This window comes from Bacillus inaquosorum KCTC 13429, assembly GCF_000332645.1.
Classification (GTDB): Bacteria; Bacillota; Bacilli; order Bacillales; family Bacillaceae; genus Bacillus; species Bacillus inaquosorum.
The window spans coordinates 720,463-736,559 of the sequence record NZ_AMXN01000001.1; the positions used below are offsets into that span (position 1 = coordinate 720,463).

The following is a 16,097-nucleotide window of genomic DNA, read 5'->3' on the forward strand; positions in this document are numbered from 1 at the left end:
TTTTGAGAGGCTCACTATCAAAGATGAAAAGTACTTCTATTAGTGTTAGGTCTTATGACTTGGTCTACATTCTCAGCAATCGATTTATAATTTTGTTTTTTTGATAAACGATCATAATCCCCAACAATATAAAACTCTTTTTTTGCCCTTGTAACTGCAACATTAATTAAATTAGGCTTTGAGCACGACCAATTTGCCGCTCCATCACTATTTTGATCTGTCCCCACTACAAAGTAAACAGTGTCGGTTTCTTTTCCTTGAAAGGTATGGGTAGTTCCTATTGAGCTTCGAGTCCAATCATTTACTATTTTCTTTGGTACATTTAATTCTGCCAATCGCTTTTTAATTGTTTTTTTGAGACCATCTTTCACTGCTGTAAAGGGAGTAATAACATATAAATCAGGAGCATTTAATGTATTTTCCCATTTTTGATAAATCTCTTCAGCAACTAAATCTGCCTGCTCTTTTACAAACTGCTTATTAACCGCTACTCCCTTACAGTCAAACCATTCGCTTTTCCCTTGTTTTTTTATCGCTAAAACCATTTTATTATCATAAGCAATTTGATTAGCGATTGTAAACATTGGATTTAAGCATCTCCTATGAACCCATAAAGGTGTCCCTATCCACTGTCCTTTATTGTTATACATTCCAAATGGATTCGCCACATCCGCCAGTGATTGTACAGAACTCCCTATTTCAATAAACCGATCTTCAATACCATAAAATTTTTTTATATCTCCTAATATTGTTCGATCAATGGTGACAACTGGTTCAATCTGGATTGGATCACCAACAACGACAACTTTTTGAGACCTCCATAATGCACCTGCCGCTTGTTGCGGAGTAGCTTGTCCCGCTTCATCTATAAATAAGTAACGAATAAAATCACGTCCAACTCCTTTATACATTGTTCGAACACTGGCAAAGGTTGTACTTATTACGGGTGTGATTAAATGGATTACACCCCACATATGTTGTAACCACATTCTGTGCTCAGTCTGATTTAAATCTAACTTACTTCGATAATTTAACAAACGCAAACTTGATTTTATTGCTTTATAATTAAATATTAAAAACAATTTGTGGACTTTCATTCCCTTTAAAAAAAGAAGCCCTCTTTCAAAATTCAATTCATCAGTTAGCCAAGGTGTATGTAATTGCCTATATTCGTATGCACTTTGAGAATTGGTCCAATAATTATCATCGGGTATTACTAACCCCTGATTTTTGCATTTATTGTTGATAGAATCCCTATATTTCTTTAACTCCATCCTTATTTGATTCGATCTCATCTGCAAAAGATCCCATTCCTTTTCTTCATTTTTTATTTTCATAGTTATTTTTTGCAGTTGATCTTCCATCTGTAATAATTTGTTTCTTTTTGTATGAAATAATCTTTGAAAAAAAGTTGGTTTAGAAAGCGTCTGAAACTCTCTCTCTAACAACCGTTTCTGTTGTTTATAATGAGCTGTCTTTAATACTAACTTTTCTTGTTCTGCCTCTAGTAACAATAACTGATTATTTATATCCCTATATTTTTTAAAAATTTCGCATAACGATTGTAGTTCTGCTTTCTTTTGTTTAACTGATTTCAATGTTTGTTGGAAATCTGTTACTGCATTCTTCCAATCTGTTAAGCTTATTTTTTTATTTTCTCGTTCTAATTGCTCAATGAATGATAGTTCAGATTCGTTATTATTTCTATAATAAAGTTTTTTGTAATAGTGAGATATATTTTCCGACTTTCCTAAAGATGCTGAGAATAGTCCCCAAGCATCTGTCTCTTCACCGAGAAGAGCCTTTGCCGCAAAAGGAAACATCGATAATTCCTCTGCTTCTAATGCATATGCTTTTTCATAAGAAGAAAATACATTTTCATCTGTAACTTTACGTATAATTTCCTTCTTTTTAGGAAGGTCTTTTGAGATATTTTCAACTGCTCCATTATTGCTTGAAGCCACTACCATAGAATACTGATTAATAGATTTATCAATTTCATAAATAGTATAATGATAGCCATCTAAAACTAATTTCTTTATTTTTTTCAGAGCTTTTTCTGGGTTTTCAAAACAAGCCATTTTTTCTGCTTTTTCAACCATGAGATTTGCAAAAATATCTTTTAACAGTGTCGTTTTCCCTGTTCCTGGCGGGCCATTCACAGAGCTTATCTTTTGATTGTTATTTATAATTTGATTTACAGCTACTTGCTGCATTAAGGATAATCTATGTTCAACAGGTGACGGCCACCTGCCGTTAGGTACATTTTTAGGCTGCAACACATCTTCAATTAAAACTCTATTTTCATCAATGTTCGTTCTATTATCTACCCCTTCAATAAATTGCCGTAGTGTTTCATTTTCTCCTTGTGAGATAATATCTCCTAAGTCCTCTAAGAAAAAGCTATGAAAATTATTTACCCGTCCATCTTGTCCAACCTTCAAAATTTCTTTCTCAAAATAATGAAGCGCCATATTATCTATTCGTAAAAAATACCGTTCATATACTTCAAGTACTTTCTTAAGGGCTTTTTCTGTTACTCCATTTACAAAGATGGCATCAACCTGTTCCTCAAATAATCTCAACTGATCTCGAAATGTAGTCATCAAATCATCATATGCCACTTCAAGATGTTCGTTTATTAATTTCATCACATACATAAGTACAGGTACAAATGCAGAATCCTTTACATACTTGCCTGTATGGTCAACTAAAAAAGACATGCTAAATAACATTTTCTGATCTCTATTAATCATTTCTTCATTATTTTGGAATAGATCACGTAGATAGCTAACAAGTTTATGTTGCTCAAAGCAACCTAAATAGTAACGAAATTGAATAAAATTTTTTTCAGAGTCCTTCAACTGATGCCTCTCCCAAGGCCTTTCAGAAAAAAGAACTTGTTCTGTTTTCTTTCGTTGTTGACCATCTAAAAAATGGCTTCTACCCAATTCATCTCCTATACCATTGACTCCGCTTGGTGATAAAGCCTCAACTAAGTGCCATGCCCTTAATACAGAATTTACATTTATCTTCCCCATAATTTCCTCCTATTTTTAACAACATCATTCGGTTATTGTCCTCAATTGATCCAACTGGTATCTGTACAAAATCCCTAAACTGATTGATCAGTCTCTTTTCTTTTTTTCGACACATTTGTTTAAATATTGAATAATTAACTAGATCACACATTAAAATTATTAGATTTTAGAACATTTCATTTTAGTGAAAATTCATGATTGATTCATAAACTCTGAGATCATCTGTTAAATTTATGATACGATGACAGTAAAAAAGACATAACAGGGGCTAGTCATATGAGTGAACTTGTGTTTGAAAAAAGAGATTTTAATACAGAACAAATTCTTGCGTTGAAGGCATCTCAATTAGATAACAATCCGATTGTATACATTCTTTATAACGAAAAAAAGAAGCCGACTGCATATATTGGGCAGACTGTGCAGGCTGCACGACGATTGAAAAATCATTTGAGAGACAAGAAGCGAATAAGTTTAACGCGAACCATTTTCATTGGTCATGAAAGATTTCATCAGTCAGCTTCCTACAATATTGAGACAAATCTTATTAATTACTTTATTGCCGAAAATCACTACCAATTGCAAAATGTCAGTCAGACACGATCGAGAGAAATGCATCATTATTATCAAAAAGAATTTTATAACGAACATCTTTTTGAGGAAATTTGGAATCAGCTTCGGAAAGAGAATGTTGTCAGCGACACCCTTGAAAACCTCAGAAATAAAGATATTTACAAACTATCTCCGTATAAAGAGCTCTCTCCCCAGCAGGTGGAGATCAAAAATGAAATTCTTGATTTTTGCAAGGCGCATATTGAAAAACCAGGTAACCATGTCATTTCTATAGAAGGAGATGCCGGAACAGGGAAAAGTGTCTTACTGAGCTCTCTATTTAACACGATTCAGGATTTATCTAAAGATGAAAATTCACATTTAAAAAACAAGAACAATTACTTACTTGTGAACCATGGTGAAATGCTGAAGACTTATAAAAGCATCGCAAACAGCTTACCAAATTTAAAGAAAAAAAACTTAATGAAGCCTACCTCCTTTATAAATCAAATGTCAAAAACAGGGGAAACAGCTGATATTGTATTAGTAGATGAGGCTCATCTGCTTTTAACCAAAGAGGATAGATACAATAATTTCCACCATCAAAATCAGCTAGAGGAAATCATTAAACGCAGTAGAATCACTATTGTCATCTTCGATCCTAAACAAGTGTTAAAAATTAAAAGCTATTGGAATGAAAGGTTGCTTGAGGAGATCACCAATCAATATCATGCGAAAACAGTAAAGCTCACGGAGCAAATGAGAATGAATGCAAATCCAGACACACTAAAGTGGATTAACCATTTTGTCTCAAAACAATTGCTCCCTCTGCCGCAAGAAAATAATGATACCTTCCAGCTCAAAATCTTTGAGGACCATGCCGACTTTAAAGCTGCAATTGAGAAAAAGAATAATGAAGTTGGTCTATCACGTATTGTCTCGACCTTTGATTATATCCATAAAAAAGATGGTGCTACTTATATTGTCGATGAGGAAGGCATTAACATGCCATGGAATTCTACAAATGACAAATGGACTTGGGCAGAACATGCAGATTCGATTAAAGAGGTCGGTTCCATCTATACTGTTCAAGGCTTTGACCTAAATTATGTTGGCGTCATTCTAGGACCTTCTGTCAGCTATGATAGTGAAAAGGATGAGCTTTTCATCGACACTGCAAAATATAAAGATACAGGCGCATTCACCACACGAGATGACATGTCTGCCGAGAAAATTAAGAAAATAAAGGAAGAGATTATTCTAAACTCTATCAATGTCCTCATGAAACGGGGCATCAACGGTCTTTACATATACGCAACGGATGTTAAATTAAGAAATAGATTGCTAGAGTTAAAAAGGAGCAGGAAAAAATGAGCGAAATCAAAGATTTAATTAACACGATTAATGAATTTAGAGACGCACGCAACTGGAGACAATACCACAACCCAAAGGATCTCGCCATCTCCATTTCAATTGAAGCAGCCGAGCTGTTAGAAGACTTCCAATGGAAAAGCAGCGAAGAAGCACTCAAAGCAAACGAAGAAAACATTCGTGAGGAAATCGCTGATATTCTTATCTATTCGCTGATGCTCTGTTCAGATCTTGATATGGATGTGAAGGAGATTATTGAGGAGAAGATTGTGAAGAATGGTCGGAAGTATCCGGTCAAAGAGTAGAGTAATTATATTTCCTTTACATTTAATTAAAGCAATCGTCATGCATCAGAAAATAAAATAAGTGCATGACGATCTTTTAATTATGTGCTTGGGAATGGTTAACAAATGATTGGACTCTACCTCTTCCTTAAACAAAAGAAATAATTTTGAAGTTGATGAGAAAACCTTAAATTATACTTATATTTATATCTAAATGTCCGCGCTAAATTTAGCTCAGGATTTTCCCCAACTTTTACCCTTCTATAAATTAGTAAGACTCAAGATAGTCAATAAATTTAACAACAAGAGTATTCTCATTTAGGAACACTTTGGTTCCTTCTTCTTTTTTCTTGAATTAAATTTTGTTAAGTATTTTGTCTATATTAACTTTTTATTGATTTTCCAATTACTTATGATAAGGCTCTCCGTAGTGTATCTAAATGAGGTTTTTTCATCTCTTTTGTTCTAGTTCTTTTAAAACCTTTAAGTCTTCATAATACCTTAACACCGTACTTTGCATTACTAACTTTCTATTAGCAGAATCTCTAGTGTTACGAAATTTCTCATTATAAAACAGAGTAAAATCATGTATTGTGCTAAATAAGGTTATGTTAGCTTGTACCCATTCTGATAATGTCTCATCAGAAAAAGGTAAGTCATTTGATTCAAAAAATAAACTATCCAACACTGACGAATAAGGTGTTACACTTGCAAATAACTCATCTTCAAAAATAGTCTCATTTTGATACTCATTAAATAATGAAATTATAGATTCAGCATATGTTATCATTTGATACCTAATTTCTTTAACTTTATATAGTACTTCATCGTTAGACTTGGTATTATCAAAAATAAAATTACTAATTATCTTATATTGGGGATAAAACTCAAAATGAACACCTTTTATTAAACGTTTATTAGAGCCTTTCAAACTATACCAATAAGTCTTATCTTGATTATCGCTTACCCAAGTAGTTTTACAATAATAATTTCCTCGTAAAATATCACTATCATAAAAAGTGAAATAAATCCATATTATATCTGATGGAAAGCCTTTATATCTATCTTCTTGTATTTTGTTATTATATACATCACAAAACAGTAATCTTTTTTTAATTTTTGTTGAGACGTCCGCTATTTCTGCATCCGAGAATGGTTTCTTAAGAAGTATTTTTGCCGCGTACCTTTTTTTAGAACCATGATGGACAGGTTCCACACTCTTAATAATGTAATCTTCGTTTTCAAAGTAAATATTACCTTTTTCATAAGGAGTATACTCTGAAATTTTAAAATAAATTGTACCTCCTATATTAGCTCTATATATAGCATGCTGAGGTGTATCCGGATTATTTAAAGTATGAATCTCAAGTAACCTCTTTACCCACAACTGCAAATCATAAAGTGAAAGTTCTCCCTTTTTTATTAAAAATTTATTCGTCAGTCCATCGCATAAAATATTTGTAAATATACTTCCATTGCTCCCTCCATAAGAAGGTTCAATAGCGTTACTACCACTTAATATCGCATAACCGCTACCTTGAAAAGATTCTATAGATTCTTCTAAATTAGTGCTTTTTGTACCTTCAACTCTAAAATTACCTGAATAGCAGCAGTCTATAAGCAATACTTTGCTTTTAGCTAATGACTCGCCTATTTTATTAATTATGTCCTGAGTACATAATAATCCATCGCTAAAAACAATATTATGAATTTCACTAGAAGTCCCATGACCTGAGAAATAAAAAATAAATATATCATCTTTTTGTAAATTGCCAATAAAAAGCTCAAGGGCATGTAAAAAATCGACGGTTGCTACATGACCGTTATTTGTCATACCCATTTGAAAAATATCCATATCATCCAGCTGTAATCCTTCTCTTAACGCTTTATTAACATTAATTATGTCTGTTTTACAAAATGGTAAGTCAGGTGCACCGATACCTGAATACTCACTAACTCCTACTAAAAATGCCTTTATCCTTCCCATATAAATCACCCCAGCTTCACTTGTTTATCTGATTAAGATTGTAATAACCATATAAATAGACAAGCCCAATTTTAATTAAAGAAAATTGGGCTTGTCTATATTATTCTGGTTGTTCTAATCGTGATTGAATGTTTTTCCAGTGTTTCTTCACTTGTGTTTCCATAAGATTTATAGTTTTTGAATCTTCATCAAATATCTTCTGTGCTCTTTCAACGTAACTAATAAAATTCCCATGCCCTTTCTTACTTTTTCCCAAGTGAGAGTAGTTCTTATATAATTCTCTCCTATACGATTTACGACCGAATTTTTTTGATTTACGATTGCATATCCTTACTTTACGATATGTTCTCGTATAATACTTAAAAAGACTTTTTTCTCTAATTCGAACTTCTTTACCATTAAAACTGAACCCTAAGTAGTCTAATTTTGTCTCATTAAAGTCTAAATCAGTAATCTGATTATCAGTATAAAAATAATTCCCTGTCTTTTCAGGTTGTATTTCTAAATTTGGAATCTGTTCTTTTATATCATCCATAATTTTTTGATGAATTTTATAGTTATAGTCTTGGACGTCTCCTTCAATTGGAATAACTATAATTAAATCATCACAATATCTTCGATATAGGCCCTTTTGCCCTTTTACATATTTTTGTAATTTTTCATCGAAATCTAGCAAATAAATATTAGAACAGACTGAACTGATACCTGCACCTTGAGGTATTCCATAGCTCTTAGAATTCTTGTATATATTTTTATGCTTAAAGGATCTAAATTCCTCTTCTGTGAAATACTTATAACTATTTTTAATTTCACTTTCAGTGTACTTATTTTTTAATTCTGATTCTATTGTATCTTTAATAAAGTAACTAAATCTTGTTATATTCTTGAAGACATTATAATAATCGTCAGGTAATGTATCCTTTTTTAGAACATAGCGGATTTTCTCTTTAAGATACCTATGATCCAATGTATCAAAGAAATTAGTAAAGTCAGCAACAAAAATATATGCACTTTGCTGCACTTTTATAAAATCAATAACTTCTTTAGCAAAGTTAATATTACTTTTTCCAGATAAGTTGTTCCGATATGCAGTTGCAACTTCATTAATACCTAGTTTATCTACAACAGAATTATAGTGGTTATTTAGCTTGTCCCCATAGTACTTATAGATATAGCTATCCATATGAGAGGCATAGAAAATTTTACGGACTTTTTCTTTTGGTTTTTTTTCTTTTCTGCTATATTTTTGAAATTTAATTTCAAAATGCATAAACGGGTAAAACCCATGTTTAGCAACCCATCGAGGGTTCTGGATTTTACCCTTAACTTTTTCAATTGATTTTTTATTATCAAGGTGCTTATAACCCTTTACACGATACTTTTTTTCATTCATATTTGGCAGAGCTAGCAGGGGTATGTAATCGTAGCCTATTACTCTATCAAAAACCCTGCTAGCATACTCTCCTTTCGAATTATAGACCATTGCTAGCCTATAAAGAGGCTACTGAATGCACTAATAGCTTATACTATAATCAGTATATTAAATTGGTTGACGATTGGAGGTATCCAAATGCCAAGTTATTCAGAAGCGTTATCGATTGTAATTGACTGGATAAGTATTATGATTACAATTGAGATAAAGCTTGACAGAAATTCACCAATTTCCCTCATAACTACTTTTATGAGGCGTTAACCATATTAATATTACCATCTGATATTGAAATAGTCAAAAAAGTCAATCAAAAGTCATTATGTTTTGACCAATGATCTGGAATAAAGTTTCTTGAAAAATATAAAATTAAATTTTGCGGTTTAGGCGTCATATTAACTACGGAGAATCTGTTCCCTAATAATTGAGAGGAGTAAATATATGAGTTTTTTATTTTTAGAGGATGATGATCTTCAAATGATTTGGGATTCAATTAATAATACTCAACTAGTATTCCACCCAGTATATGCACCAATTGGATCGATTGATTACTCTGAATTTCTAACATTAAACGAAGAAAAAGAAGTTTCTTTAATTCTAGATAGGAACCTTTTTAGTAGTTTATTGTCTCTTGCTAAAAATGGTGATCTAAAAGACACTAAAGAAAAAAGAATGATTGCTCTTTTAATGTTATGGACTCAAATGAAACAGGTTCCAATTAGTGCTGGATTAGCAATAATGGAAAATGCATCAAGATACAACGATTCTTATAATGCTAAAATAGAGCTAAATAACTTTAATGATATTTTCGATTTTTATCCACCTCAGATTTGGTTAAATTTAGCTAATGGCACAATAGACCAGATTCCTAAGTGTAACCTTTTCAATATTCCATATGAAAATTCAATCACTTATCATGAAACTAATGATCACTTTCTAATGAATTATGCCAGCATGTTGCATTTAGTTAATATATATCGAGACTCTGATATGAATCCTTTAGAAAAATTATTAGAATTCCTAAGTTGGAACTTTGAAAATTTGCTCATCTCTCAATATATAAATACATATCTTGTTATGTTATTTTCCAATCAAAATGGTATCAAAGCACCCAAACACGCTAATAGCGATATATTAGAAAGAATTGAAAAAGGTTGTATGAATCAAGCCTGGGATTTAACCTATCTATCATATTGGAGTACACTTTATTGGAATGAATCAAAAATGCATGAGGTTTTTTTATTTGCTACCGCTGATACTTTGTTAAAAAAAATTTTTATCAACACACATAATGGAGGAGGTTTATTTAATTTAATAAATGTTGTTTTTCCTAGAAGAAGTGCTGAGAGAATAATTCAATTCTATATTGAAAAAACAAGAAACAGAACAAAACCTGATTTTGGGGATAATCCAACTCAATATTTCAAATCTTTAATTGAGAAAGAAAAAAAGCATTTGAAACAATCTGTAGGTTTATAATCTTTCAACTGTATTAACTAATGTCATTCCCTTTGTTGTAAATTCAAATATAAAGTACAAACTTTAATATAACCAAAACAGGCCCCCCAATTAATAGGGAAGGGACTGTTTTTGTATACAGATAAAACCTCATTTACTTATGATAAGGCTCCCCACGATTAATCCGAAAAGCCCGATAAATCTGCTCAACTAGTATGAGACGCATCAACTGATGAGGAAACGTCATTTTTGAGAATGACAGCTTCTCATCCGCTCGCTTCATTACCGCGTCACTCAATCCGAGTGATCCGCCGATGACGAAGGTGACTTTGCTTTTTCCATAAGTAGCCAGCTTATCTATTGTATCGGCTAGTTCTTCGGATGTTTTCATTTTTCCTTCGATGGCGAGGGCGATGACGTGGGCGTCGGGGCTGATTTTGGATAGGATACGGTCGCCTTCTTTGTCTTTTATGATTTTCATATCCTGGTCGCTTAGGTTTTCCGGCGCTTTTTCGTCCGGGAGTTCAATGATGTCGATTTTTGCGTAGGCCGAAAGTCGTTTGGTGTATTCTTCGATGCCTTGCTTGAGGTATTTTTCTTTTAGTTTTCCGATTGTCACAATATTGATATTCACAGGTCATCCCCACTTTAAAAACAAGTTATTCATATATGTTGTCCACAATTGTGGATATCTTTTCTGTATTTTGTGTAAGATCATTCGTTCCCCACTATATATACTGCGGGGTCTCCACATAATTCACAGGCTGTGGATAAACTGTTAGTATGTTCGATTTTTCTGATTTCGGGCGGCAGCTCGTGGTCGTCTATGTACATATCCAGCACGGTTTCGATGTGTTCTTCACAGGAATAATACGTTTGTTTCATGTTCAAATCCTCCGATGGTTTCTTGCGTTTTTGCAAATATTCTCTTCCCAATATAACCTATTTATTCACATGTTAGTAGTGCTTCGGGCTGAGTTTTATCCACAATTCGACAAACAAGCTGTTGATGACTCTATCTCGCTCGTATGTTAGGTTGGATGTAAACGATGTTTGGGGAGGTCTGCGTTTGCGCTTCAAATGGGTTTGGCTTTTTGTGATCATGCTGTTGCTTGCTGGGTGTCAGTCGTCTTATTGGGTGTTAGAGAAGGACCGGATTGATGAGGTTCCAGACATTAAAAGTTACGTGAAAGATCTCCAAATGCATGATGACGTAAAAGGATATCAAGTCTTTACCATTTCAGAAGGCAAAAAAATGGTTGTGGTGTCTCTCGGAATCAGCGATAAGGCTAAAAAGCTTGAGGTGTCAGACGTTAAATTCTCGCCTAAAGAAACGATTGTAACTGTGACGCGAAAACCCGCTCCCAAGGCAAATGAGAAAAACCCTTATATTCTGATTGGACTGGACAAAATCGAAGGGGATTTAATCGTACAAGACGAATCAGGAGATCGCTTTGAAGAAACAGATTACCAGCAATAAAGCCGGCGTTCCGAGAACGTCCGGCTTTTTCTCTTATTTCAGCGTTCCATGCGGGTCGATGACGAATTTTTTGGCTGCGCCTTTGTCGAAGTCACTGTAGCCTTTTGGCGCGTCGTCCAGAGAGATAACGGTGGCGTTGACAGCTTTTGCGATTTGCGCTCTGCCGCTCAGGATCGCTTTCATCAAATTGCGGTTGTATGTCATGGCAGGCGTTTGTCCGGTGACGAAGGTGTGCGCTTTGACCCAGCCGAGTCCGAAGCGGATTTTTAGTGAGCCTGTTTTGGCGTCCGCATCCTTTGCACCGGGATCTTCGGTCACGTATAAGCCCGGAATGCCTAGGCTTCCGCCGACCTGGGTGACGTCCATGATCGAGTTCAGCACGGCAGCAGGCGCTTCTCCTTGATTGCCGTGTCCAGATGCTTCAAATCCGACACAGTCCACTGCGGCATCCACGGTCGGTTCACCTAGTATTTGTTCAATTTGCTCGCCGAGGCGGTCGTGTTTTTGCACGTTGACCGTTTCACAGCCGAAGCTTCTCGCCTGTGCCAGTCTGTCTTCGTTCAAATCCCCGACAATGACTGTAGAAGCGCCAAGCAGCTGGGCGGAGTGTGCAGCGGCTAAGCCGACAGGTCCCGCTCCAGCGATATAGACGGTTGAACCTGTTTGCACGCCCGCTGTGTACGCCCCGTGAAAGCCAGTCGGAAAAATGTCGGATAACATGGTCAAATCGAGAATCTTTTCTAACGCCTGTTCTTTATCAGGGAATACCAAAAGCTGAAAATCAGCATACGGCACCATGACGTATTCCGACTGGCCGCCGACCCAGCCGCCCATATCGACGTAGCCGTAAGCCGATCCCGGCCGGTCAGGATTGACATTCAGGCACACATGTGTTTTCTGCGTTTTGCACATCACACAGCGTCCGCAGGCAATATTGAAAGGAACGGATACAATGTCGCCTTTTTTGATAAATTCAACATCACGCCCCGTTTCAATGACTTCTCCGGTGATTTCATGCCCGAGCACCAAGCCTTCAGGTGCCGTTGTGCGGCCTCGCACCATGTGCTGGTCGCTTCCGCAGATGTTTGTTGTAATGACCTTCAAAATAACCCCATGCTCACATTTTCGGTTCACATTCGCCTTTGGAACGCCGGGCCCGTCCTTCAAGATTAACTCCGGATAACCGATATCCTCCACCGCTACAGTCCCTTTGCCTTTGTACACAACCGCTTTGTTTCCTGTCAACGCCATTCCTCCCATTCATGTGTTTGGACTCTGCGTCCTTGAACATGACTTCGGTTCGGCATGACCCTTTCCCTTTTTCATGCCTGCTTTTTCTGTATTCTTACAACAACAAATATGCCAAGAAAACAGCCGATAATGGTTCCGAGGATATCCAGCCAATCTGCTTTACCTCCGTTTAACAGGAACATCGTAGCCGCCGAAATCAGACTGATGATAACCGCCAGAAGAATGACCCGTTTGGTGTGCATATGATTCCTCCTTTATCTGCATCCATTTTATATATTTATTTTACAACAATTAACACTTTGTTTGTTTTAAAAGGCCATTCGAGATTTATCGTTTTGAACCACGTTTAGATGGAGGCTGGACAACGTTCTATCATTGATATGTATCAAATTGCGTAACAGAAAAAAGAGACTTCACAAGTCTCTTCATAAACAGCGATCAGTTGAAGAATCATTTCCTGAGAAATAATGTGACAACACTGGTTACTAACGCAATTGCAGTATAGAGCACAACCCAAAACAAAAATGAACTGTTACCAGATGCCAATGTAAACAACAAAATGATGCTCGCCATTAGGACAATGAGCGGCGCCACCCAAAATCTCTTAAATAAAAAATGACCCGCTATACCAAATACACCTGCGATGATCGGAAAACCAAAAACGATTAATAACACAGCGATGGCTCCCATACTAACCTCCTTGCCCTTAAAACCCCTTCATCACCTCAAAATCATACAGCTTCAAATGACTCTTCGGCGTCACGATCTCCTTTACCTTCCCAATCTCTTTTTCCTTCACTTTCTTTCCGGTTTTCAGACTGTACTGTTCAATGTATGCAGGCTTGTTATAACTGTATGTGAAGAAATAAAGGCTGCTGCCTTTTTGGGTGATTTCTCTGAAATCGGCTTTCATTTTGTCTCGGGAAAGGGTGAAGGCGGTGCTTGTTTTTCCTGTCTTTGCATCGATTTTGTATCCCTTTCCGAAGCCGTCAATGAAGTACAAGTGCCCGTCATAAGGGAAAAAGCTTCTTTTAAAGCTGAAGGGCATGGAGCTGTATATCGTTTGTTCGTCGTTTTTGTATTCGGCGATGTCGTGCAGCTCGACTTCGCCGCTTTTCTTGTTGATCTTGACCATTTGATAGAGATTGCGGGCTTTTTGGCCGCGAACCATAAAATAAACAGCCTGATCGTCCACAGCAAGCTGGGATTCGACTGAGGCTCCTTCCCGGTACTGCCATTCCGTTATGATGTGGTAGGTGAGCTTCTTCTGATCTGCTTGAATCTGGAGGAGCTGATAGCCTTTTTCGTCAGCTGTCGGGATGAGTGCGTAAATGGCGCCGTTATGAAAACCCGAGGCTCGGATGTAGTAGGGGATGACGTCTTTTTTCCACTCTCCGTCCATTTGGCGGTACAGCTCTGAGCGGTACCCGTCTCCCTTTTTGTCGTAGCCTGAGTTGTATAAGGTGTAAAAGCCGTCCGTGTTTTGCAGAAAGCCCGCGCTGTCTCCGGTGTGCTGATAGCCTCTTTTATGGGAGCGCAAGCCGTTTTTGATCGTGTAAATCGTGTTTTTATCCTCCAGCATCACACTGTCGCCGTGTACCTTGGCTGAGCCCAGCTCAAGCCCCTTCATCTTAAAAGAAGACAGCGACCCGTTCTGGCTGATAAACAGGGCGTAGCTTTTCCCACCGCCAAATGCATCTTGATCCGCAGAGGATGAGAAATACAACAGGGCTTCTTTGTCATCCAGAAAATCGGCGTCTCTAAGATCCTGCTGACTCACGGCTTTATGGCTTTTGAGAGGAGAAACAAAGACAAATAGTGCAATTCCTGCGAGAATCAGCAAGGCGATAGCGATCATCCTCTTTTTCATATCCTTCTCCTTAGTAAATGGTCATGATGGTTGTCGTATAGGAAGAGCTGGTGATGTCGCGCGGATACACGCCTAAGCCTCCGTTGCTGTCGATATCAATGCCTGCTTTCAGCAAAAAGGCAGACCATAGGAGCTTTGAACAGTTTTTGGCGCCGTCATGGCCGGTATTTCTATTATTGACGAAGTTAAATGAGTATGGGTCGCCGACCTTTGATACCGCCCAGTCGGCAGCAGATGTTTTTTGAGATGAGGTGACGCTGACTGTTTGTATGATGGAGTTGTCTTCCACGTCTCTGGCATTGTAAGCGATCTGCCTGACACCGTCGCTCGGGACAGATTCCACAATTTTGTCAGCGGCGGAGTACATGCCGACGTGGCCGTGATTGTAGTAGGCTGTGTAGGAGTTGGTGTAATAGATATTGCCTTTCGCACTTGTCGGGAGTTTTTTCGTGCCGGACGACCCGCCCATGACGGACATGCCACTTTCCTTGGCGAGTCTATCACCTTCTGCTTTATCAGCTGTGATTTCCTTATAGAACTGTTTCAGAATGACGTCTTGCTTTACGTGCTGCTGTTTGGCAATCTGACTGGCGGACTTCATGATTTCCTCCGGTGTCGTGCCTGGCTGCAGTGCGGCGATTTCTTCAGCATAGTTTGTGGTCTTTACGGCTTTCGCGGGAGAAACAAACAGGCCGCCGCACATTGTAAGCGCTACCAAAAACATTGACACCCGTTTCTTCAACTTCATTACAACTCCTCTTTTCTTGTGAATGTAGGAAAGGTGATTTCCTCACCCACATTATATTAGGAAAATAAGGAAAGTAACTAGGTCATTTACAGAATTTTTAGAAATCATTTACAGAAAAAAGGCCTTTATCAGGCCCTTTTCGTTACAGCTTCTTGCTCATCACCACGTCCGTTTCTTGAAATCCGATTCGCTCATATAGCTTCCGCGCCGTCTGATTATGGGCAAAGACGTGTAGGGAAAGCTTCCGAATTCCCATGCTGCGAGCCGTCTGATCTAGTGCCGCCAATGCTTGCTTTGCGTAGCCCTTGCCGCGGTACGGTTCATATAACCCAAAGTCATAAATAAACGCTTCCTGCTGCGGATGCTCCGGCTCAGCATGGATCCAGAGCCAGCCAACGCTTTCCTTTTCATTCAGCGTAAGGCTCCATACATGGTGATGGAGTGTTTCCAGACCTTTCGGAAGCAGATTAGAAAAGGTCTGCTTAGACAGGCGCAGTGCGTCTTCAGGCTGCCAAGTTCCCGCTTTTACCTTTTCTTCGGCGTAATGCTTTGTTGTGTACGTGAGATAAGACCGAAATTCTTCTGTCTGCATAGGGGTCAGTATGATTGTCATATCATCTCTCCTTCAT

General features: G+C 37.2%; 15 protein-coding genes. 4 read left to right on the forward strand and 11 right to left on the reverse strand.

Annotation, left to right across the window (positions count from 1 at the left end):
- Positions 1–17 precede the first annotated feature (17 nt).
- The gene (locus tag BSI_RS17205; protein ID WP_003236465.1) at positions 18–3,041 is read right to left on the reverse strand and encodes a DEAD/DEAH box helicase; all 3,024 of its coding nucleotides are present in this window, start codon (positions 3,039–3,041) and stop codon (positions 18–20) included.
- A gap of 276 nt (positions 3,042–3,317) precedes the next feature.
- On the opposite strand from BSI_RS17205, the gene BSI_RS17200 reads away from it, so the two are divergent.
- Together BSI_RS17200 and BSI_RS17195 are read left to right on the forward strand one after the other, a co-directional pair.
- Entirely contained in the window at positions 3,318–4,964 is a 1,647-nt protein-coding gene (locus tag BSI_RS17200) for a DUF2075 domain-containing protein (RefSeq protein WP_003236467.1), read from the forward strand.
- Positions 4,961–5,266 carry a nucleotide pyrophosphohydrolase gene (locus tag BSI_RS17195; protein ID WP_003236469.1) on the forward strand — a complete coding sequence of 102 codons (306 nt, stop codon included), beginning with the start codon at positions 4,961–4,963 and terminating at the stop codon, positions 5,264–5,266. The genes BSI_RS17200 and BSI_RS17195 overlap by 4 nt, the downstream gene beginning before the upstream one ends.
- Positions 5,267–5,696: 430 nt before the next feature.
- Here the strand turns inward: BSI_RS17195 and BSI_RS17190 are convergent, their stop codons facing one another.
- Positions 5,697–7,232, reverse strand: coding sequence for a caspase family protein (locus BSI_RS17190; RefSeq protein WP_003236471.1), 1,536 nt, complete (start codon positions 7,230–7,232; stop codon positions 5,697–5,699).
- 100 nt (positions 7,233–7,332) lie between these two features.
- Complete coding sequence (locus BSI_RS17185) at positions 7,333–8,715, reverse strand: reverse transcriptase/maturase family protein (protein ID WP_003236473.1); 1,383 nt, start codon at positions 8,713–8,715, stop codon at positions 7,333–7,335.
- Between the two features lie 387 nt (positions 8,716–9,102).
- On the opposite strand from BSI_RS17185, the gene BSI_RS17180 reads away from it, so the two are divergent.
- Positions 9,103–10,140, forward strand: coding sequence for a hypothetical protein (locus BSI_RS17180; protein ID WP_003236476.1), 1,038 nt, complete (start codon positions 9,103–9,105; stop codon positions 10,138–10,140).
- A gap of 133 nt (positions 10,141–10,273) precedes the next feature.
- Here the strand turns inward: BSI_RS17180 and rlmH are convergent, their stop codons facing one another.
- Together rlmH and BSI_RS21960 are read right to left on the reverse strand one after the other, a co-directional pair.
- Complete coding sequence (rlmH, locus tag BSI_RS17175; protein WP_003226975.1) at positions 10,274–10,753, reverse strand: 23S rRNA (pseudouridine(1915)-N(3))-methyltransferase RlmH; 480 nt, start codon at positions 10,751–10,753, stop codon at positions 10,274–10,276.
- Between the two features lie 80 nt (positions 10,754–10,833).
- A complete protein-coding gene (locus BSI_RS21960) occupies positions 10,834–11,004 on the reverse strand; it encodes a CxxH/CxxC protein (protein ID WP_003236479.1) in 171 nt (56 codons plus the stop codon).
- A 184-nt stretch (positions 11,005–11,188) separates the two neighbouring features.
- Between BSI_RS21960 and BSI_RS17170 the strand changes: the two genes are divergently transcribed.
- Entirely contained in the window at positions 11,189–11,599 is a 411-nt protein-coding gene (locus tag BSI_RS17170; RefSeq protein WP_003236481.1) for a hypothetical protein, read from the forward strand.
- 33 nt (positions 11,600–11,632) lie between these two features.
- Here BSI_RS17170 and fdhA read toward each other — a convergent pair whose 3' ends face one another.
- The 6 genes from fdhA to BSI_RS17140 all read right to left on the reverse strand — a co-directional run bounded on the left by fdhA (position 11,633) and on the right by BSI_RS17140 (position 16,081).
- Complete coding sequence (fdhA, locus tag BSI_RS17165) at positions 11,633–12,859, reverse strand: formaldehyde dehydrogenase, glutathione-independent (RefSeq protein WP_080030779.1); 1,227 nt, start codon at positions 12,857–12,859, stop codon at positions 11,633–11,635.
- A gap of 62 nt (positions 12,860–12,921) precedes the next feature.
- Positions 12,922–13,092, reverse strand: a complete 171-nt coding sequence (locus BSI_RS17160; RefSeq protein WP_003236484.1) for a hypothetical protein — start codon at positions 13,090–13,092, stop codon at positions 12,922–12,924.
- 208 nt (positions 13,093–13,300) lie between these two features.
- The gene (locus BSI_RS17155; protein WP_003236486.1) at positions 13,301–13,540 is read right to left on the reverse strand and encodes a DUF2651 family protein; all 240 of its coding nucleotides are present in this window, start codon (positions 13,538–13,540) and stop codon (positions 13,301–13,303) included.
- A 16-nt stretch (positions 13,541–13,556) separates the two neighbouring features.
- Positions 13,557–14,720 carry a YycP family beta-propeller protein gene (locus BSI_RS17150; protein ID WP_003236488.1) on the reverse strand — a complete coding sequence of 388 codons (1,164 nt, stop codon included), beginning with the start codon at positions 14,718–14,720 and terminating at the stop codon, positions 13,557–13,559.
- A 10-nt stretch (positions 14,721–14,730) separates the two neighbouring features.
- Entirely contained in the window at positions 14,731–15,468 is a 738-nt protein-coding gene (locus tag BSI_RS17145; RefSeq protein ID WP_003236490.1) for a YiiX/YebB-like N1pC/P60 family cysteine hydrolase, read from the reverse strand.
- A gap of 142 nt (positions 15,469–15,610) precedes the next feature.
- Complete coding sequence (locus BSI_RS17140; protein ID WP_003236492.1) at positions 15,611–16,081, reverse strand: GNAT family N-acetyltransferase; 471 nt, start codon at positions 16,079–16,081, stop codon at positions 15,611–15,613.
- Between the last annotated feature and the right edge of the window lie 16 nt (positions 16,082–16,097).

Bases quoted from the DNA above. Each gene is read 5' to 3' on its own strand.
- BSI_RS17205 (WP_003236465.1), bottom strand. From the start codon at position 3,041: ATGGGGAAGATAAATGTAAATTCTGTATTAAGGGCATGGCACTTAGTT.
- BSI_RS17200 (WP_003236467.1), top strand. From the start codon at position 3,318: ATGAGTGAACTTGTGTTTGAAAAAAGAGATTTTAATACAGAACAAATT.
- BSI_RS17195 (WP_003236469.1), top strand. From the start codon at position 4,961: ATGAGCGAAATCAAAGATTTAATTAACACGATTAATGAATTTAGAGAC.
- BSI_RS17190 (WP_003236471.1), bottom strand. From the start codon at position 7,232: ATGGGAAGGATAAAGGCATTTTTAGTAGGAGTTAGTGAGTATTCAGGT.
- BSI_RS17185 (WP_003236473.1), bottom strand. From the start codon at position 8,715: ATGGTCTATAATTCGAAAGGAGAGTATGCTAGCAGGGTTTTTGATAGA.
- BSI_RS17180 (WP_003236476.1), top strand. From the start codon at position 9,103: ATGAGTTTTTTATTTTTAGAGGATGATGATCTTCAAATGATTTGGGAT.
- BSI_RS21960 (WP_003236479.1), bottom strand. From the start codon at position 11,004: ATGAAACAAACGTATTATTCCTGTGAAGAACACATCGAAACCGTGCTG.
- fdhA (WP_080030779.1), bottom strand. From the start codon at position 12,859: ATGGGAGGAATGGCGTTGACAGGAAACAAAGCGGTTGTGTACAAAGGC.
- BSI_RS17160 (WP_003236484.1), bottom strand. From the start codon at position 13,092: ATGCACACCAAACGGGTCATTCTTCTGGCGGTTATCATCAGTCTGATT.
- BSI_RS17155 (WP_003236486.1), bottom strand. From the start codon at position 13,540: ATGGGAGCCATCGCTGTGTTATTAATCGTTTTTGGTTTTCCGATCATC.
- BSI_RS17150 (WP_003236488.1), bottom strand. From the start codon at position 14,720: ATGAAAAAGAGGATGATCGCTATCGCCTTGCTGATTCTCGCAGGAATT.
- BSI_RS17145 (WP_003236490.1), bottom strand. From the start codon at position 15,468: ATGAAGTTGAAGAAACGGGTGTCAATGTTTTTGGTAGCGCTTACAATG.
- BSI_RS17140 (WP_003236492.1), bottom strand. From the start codon at position 16,081: ATGACAATCATACTGACCCCTATGCAGACAGAAGAATTTCGGTCTTAT.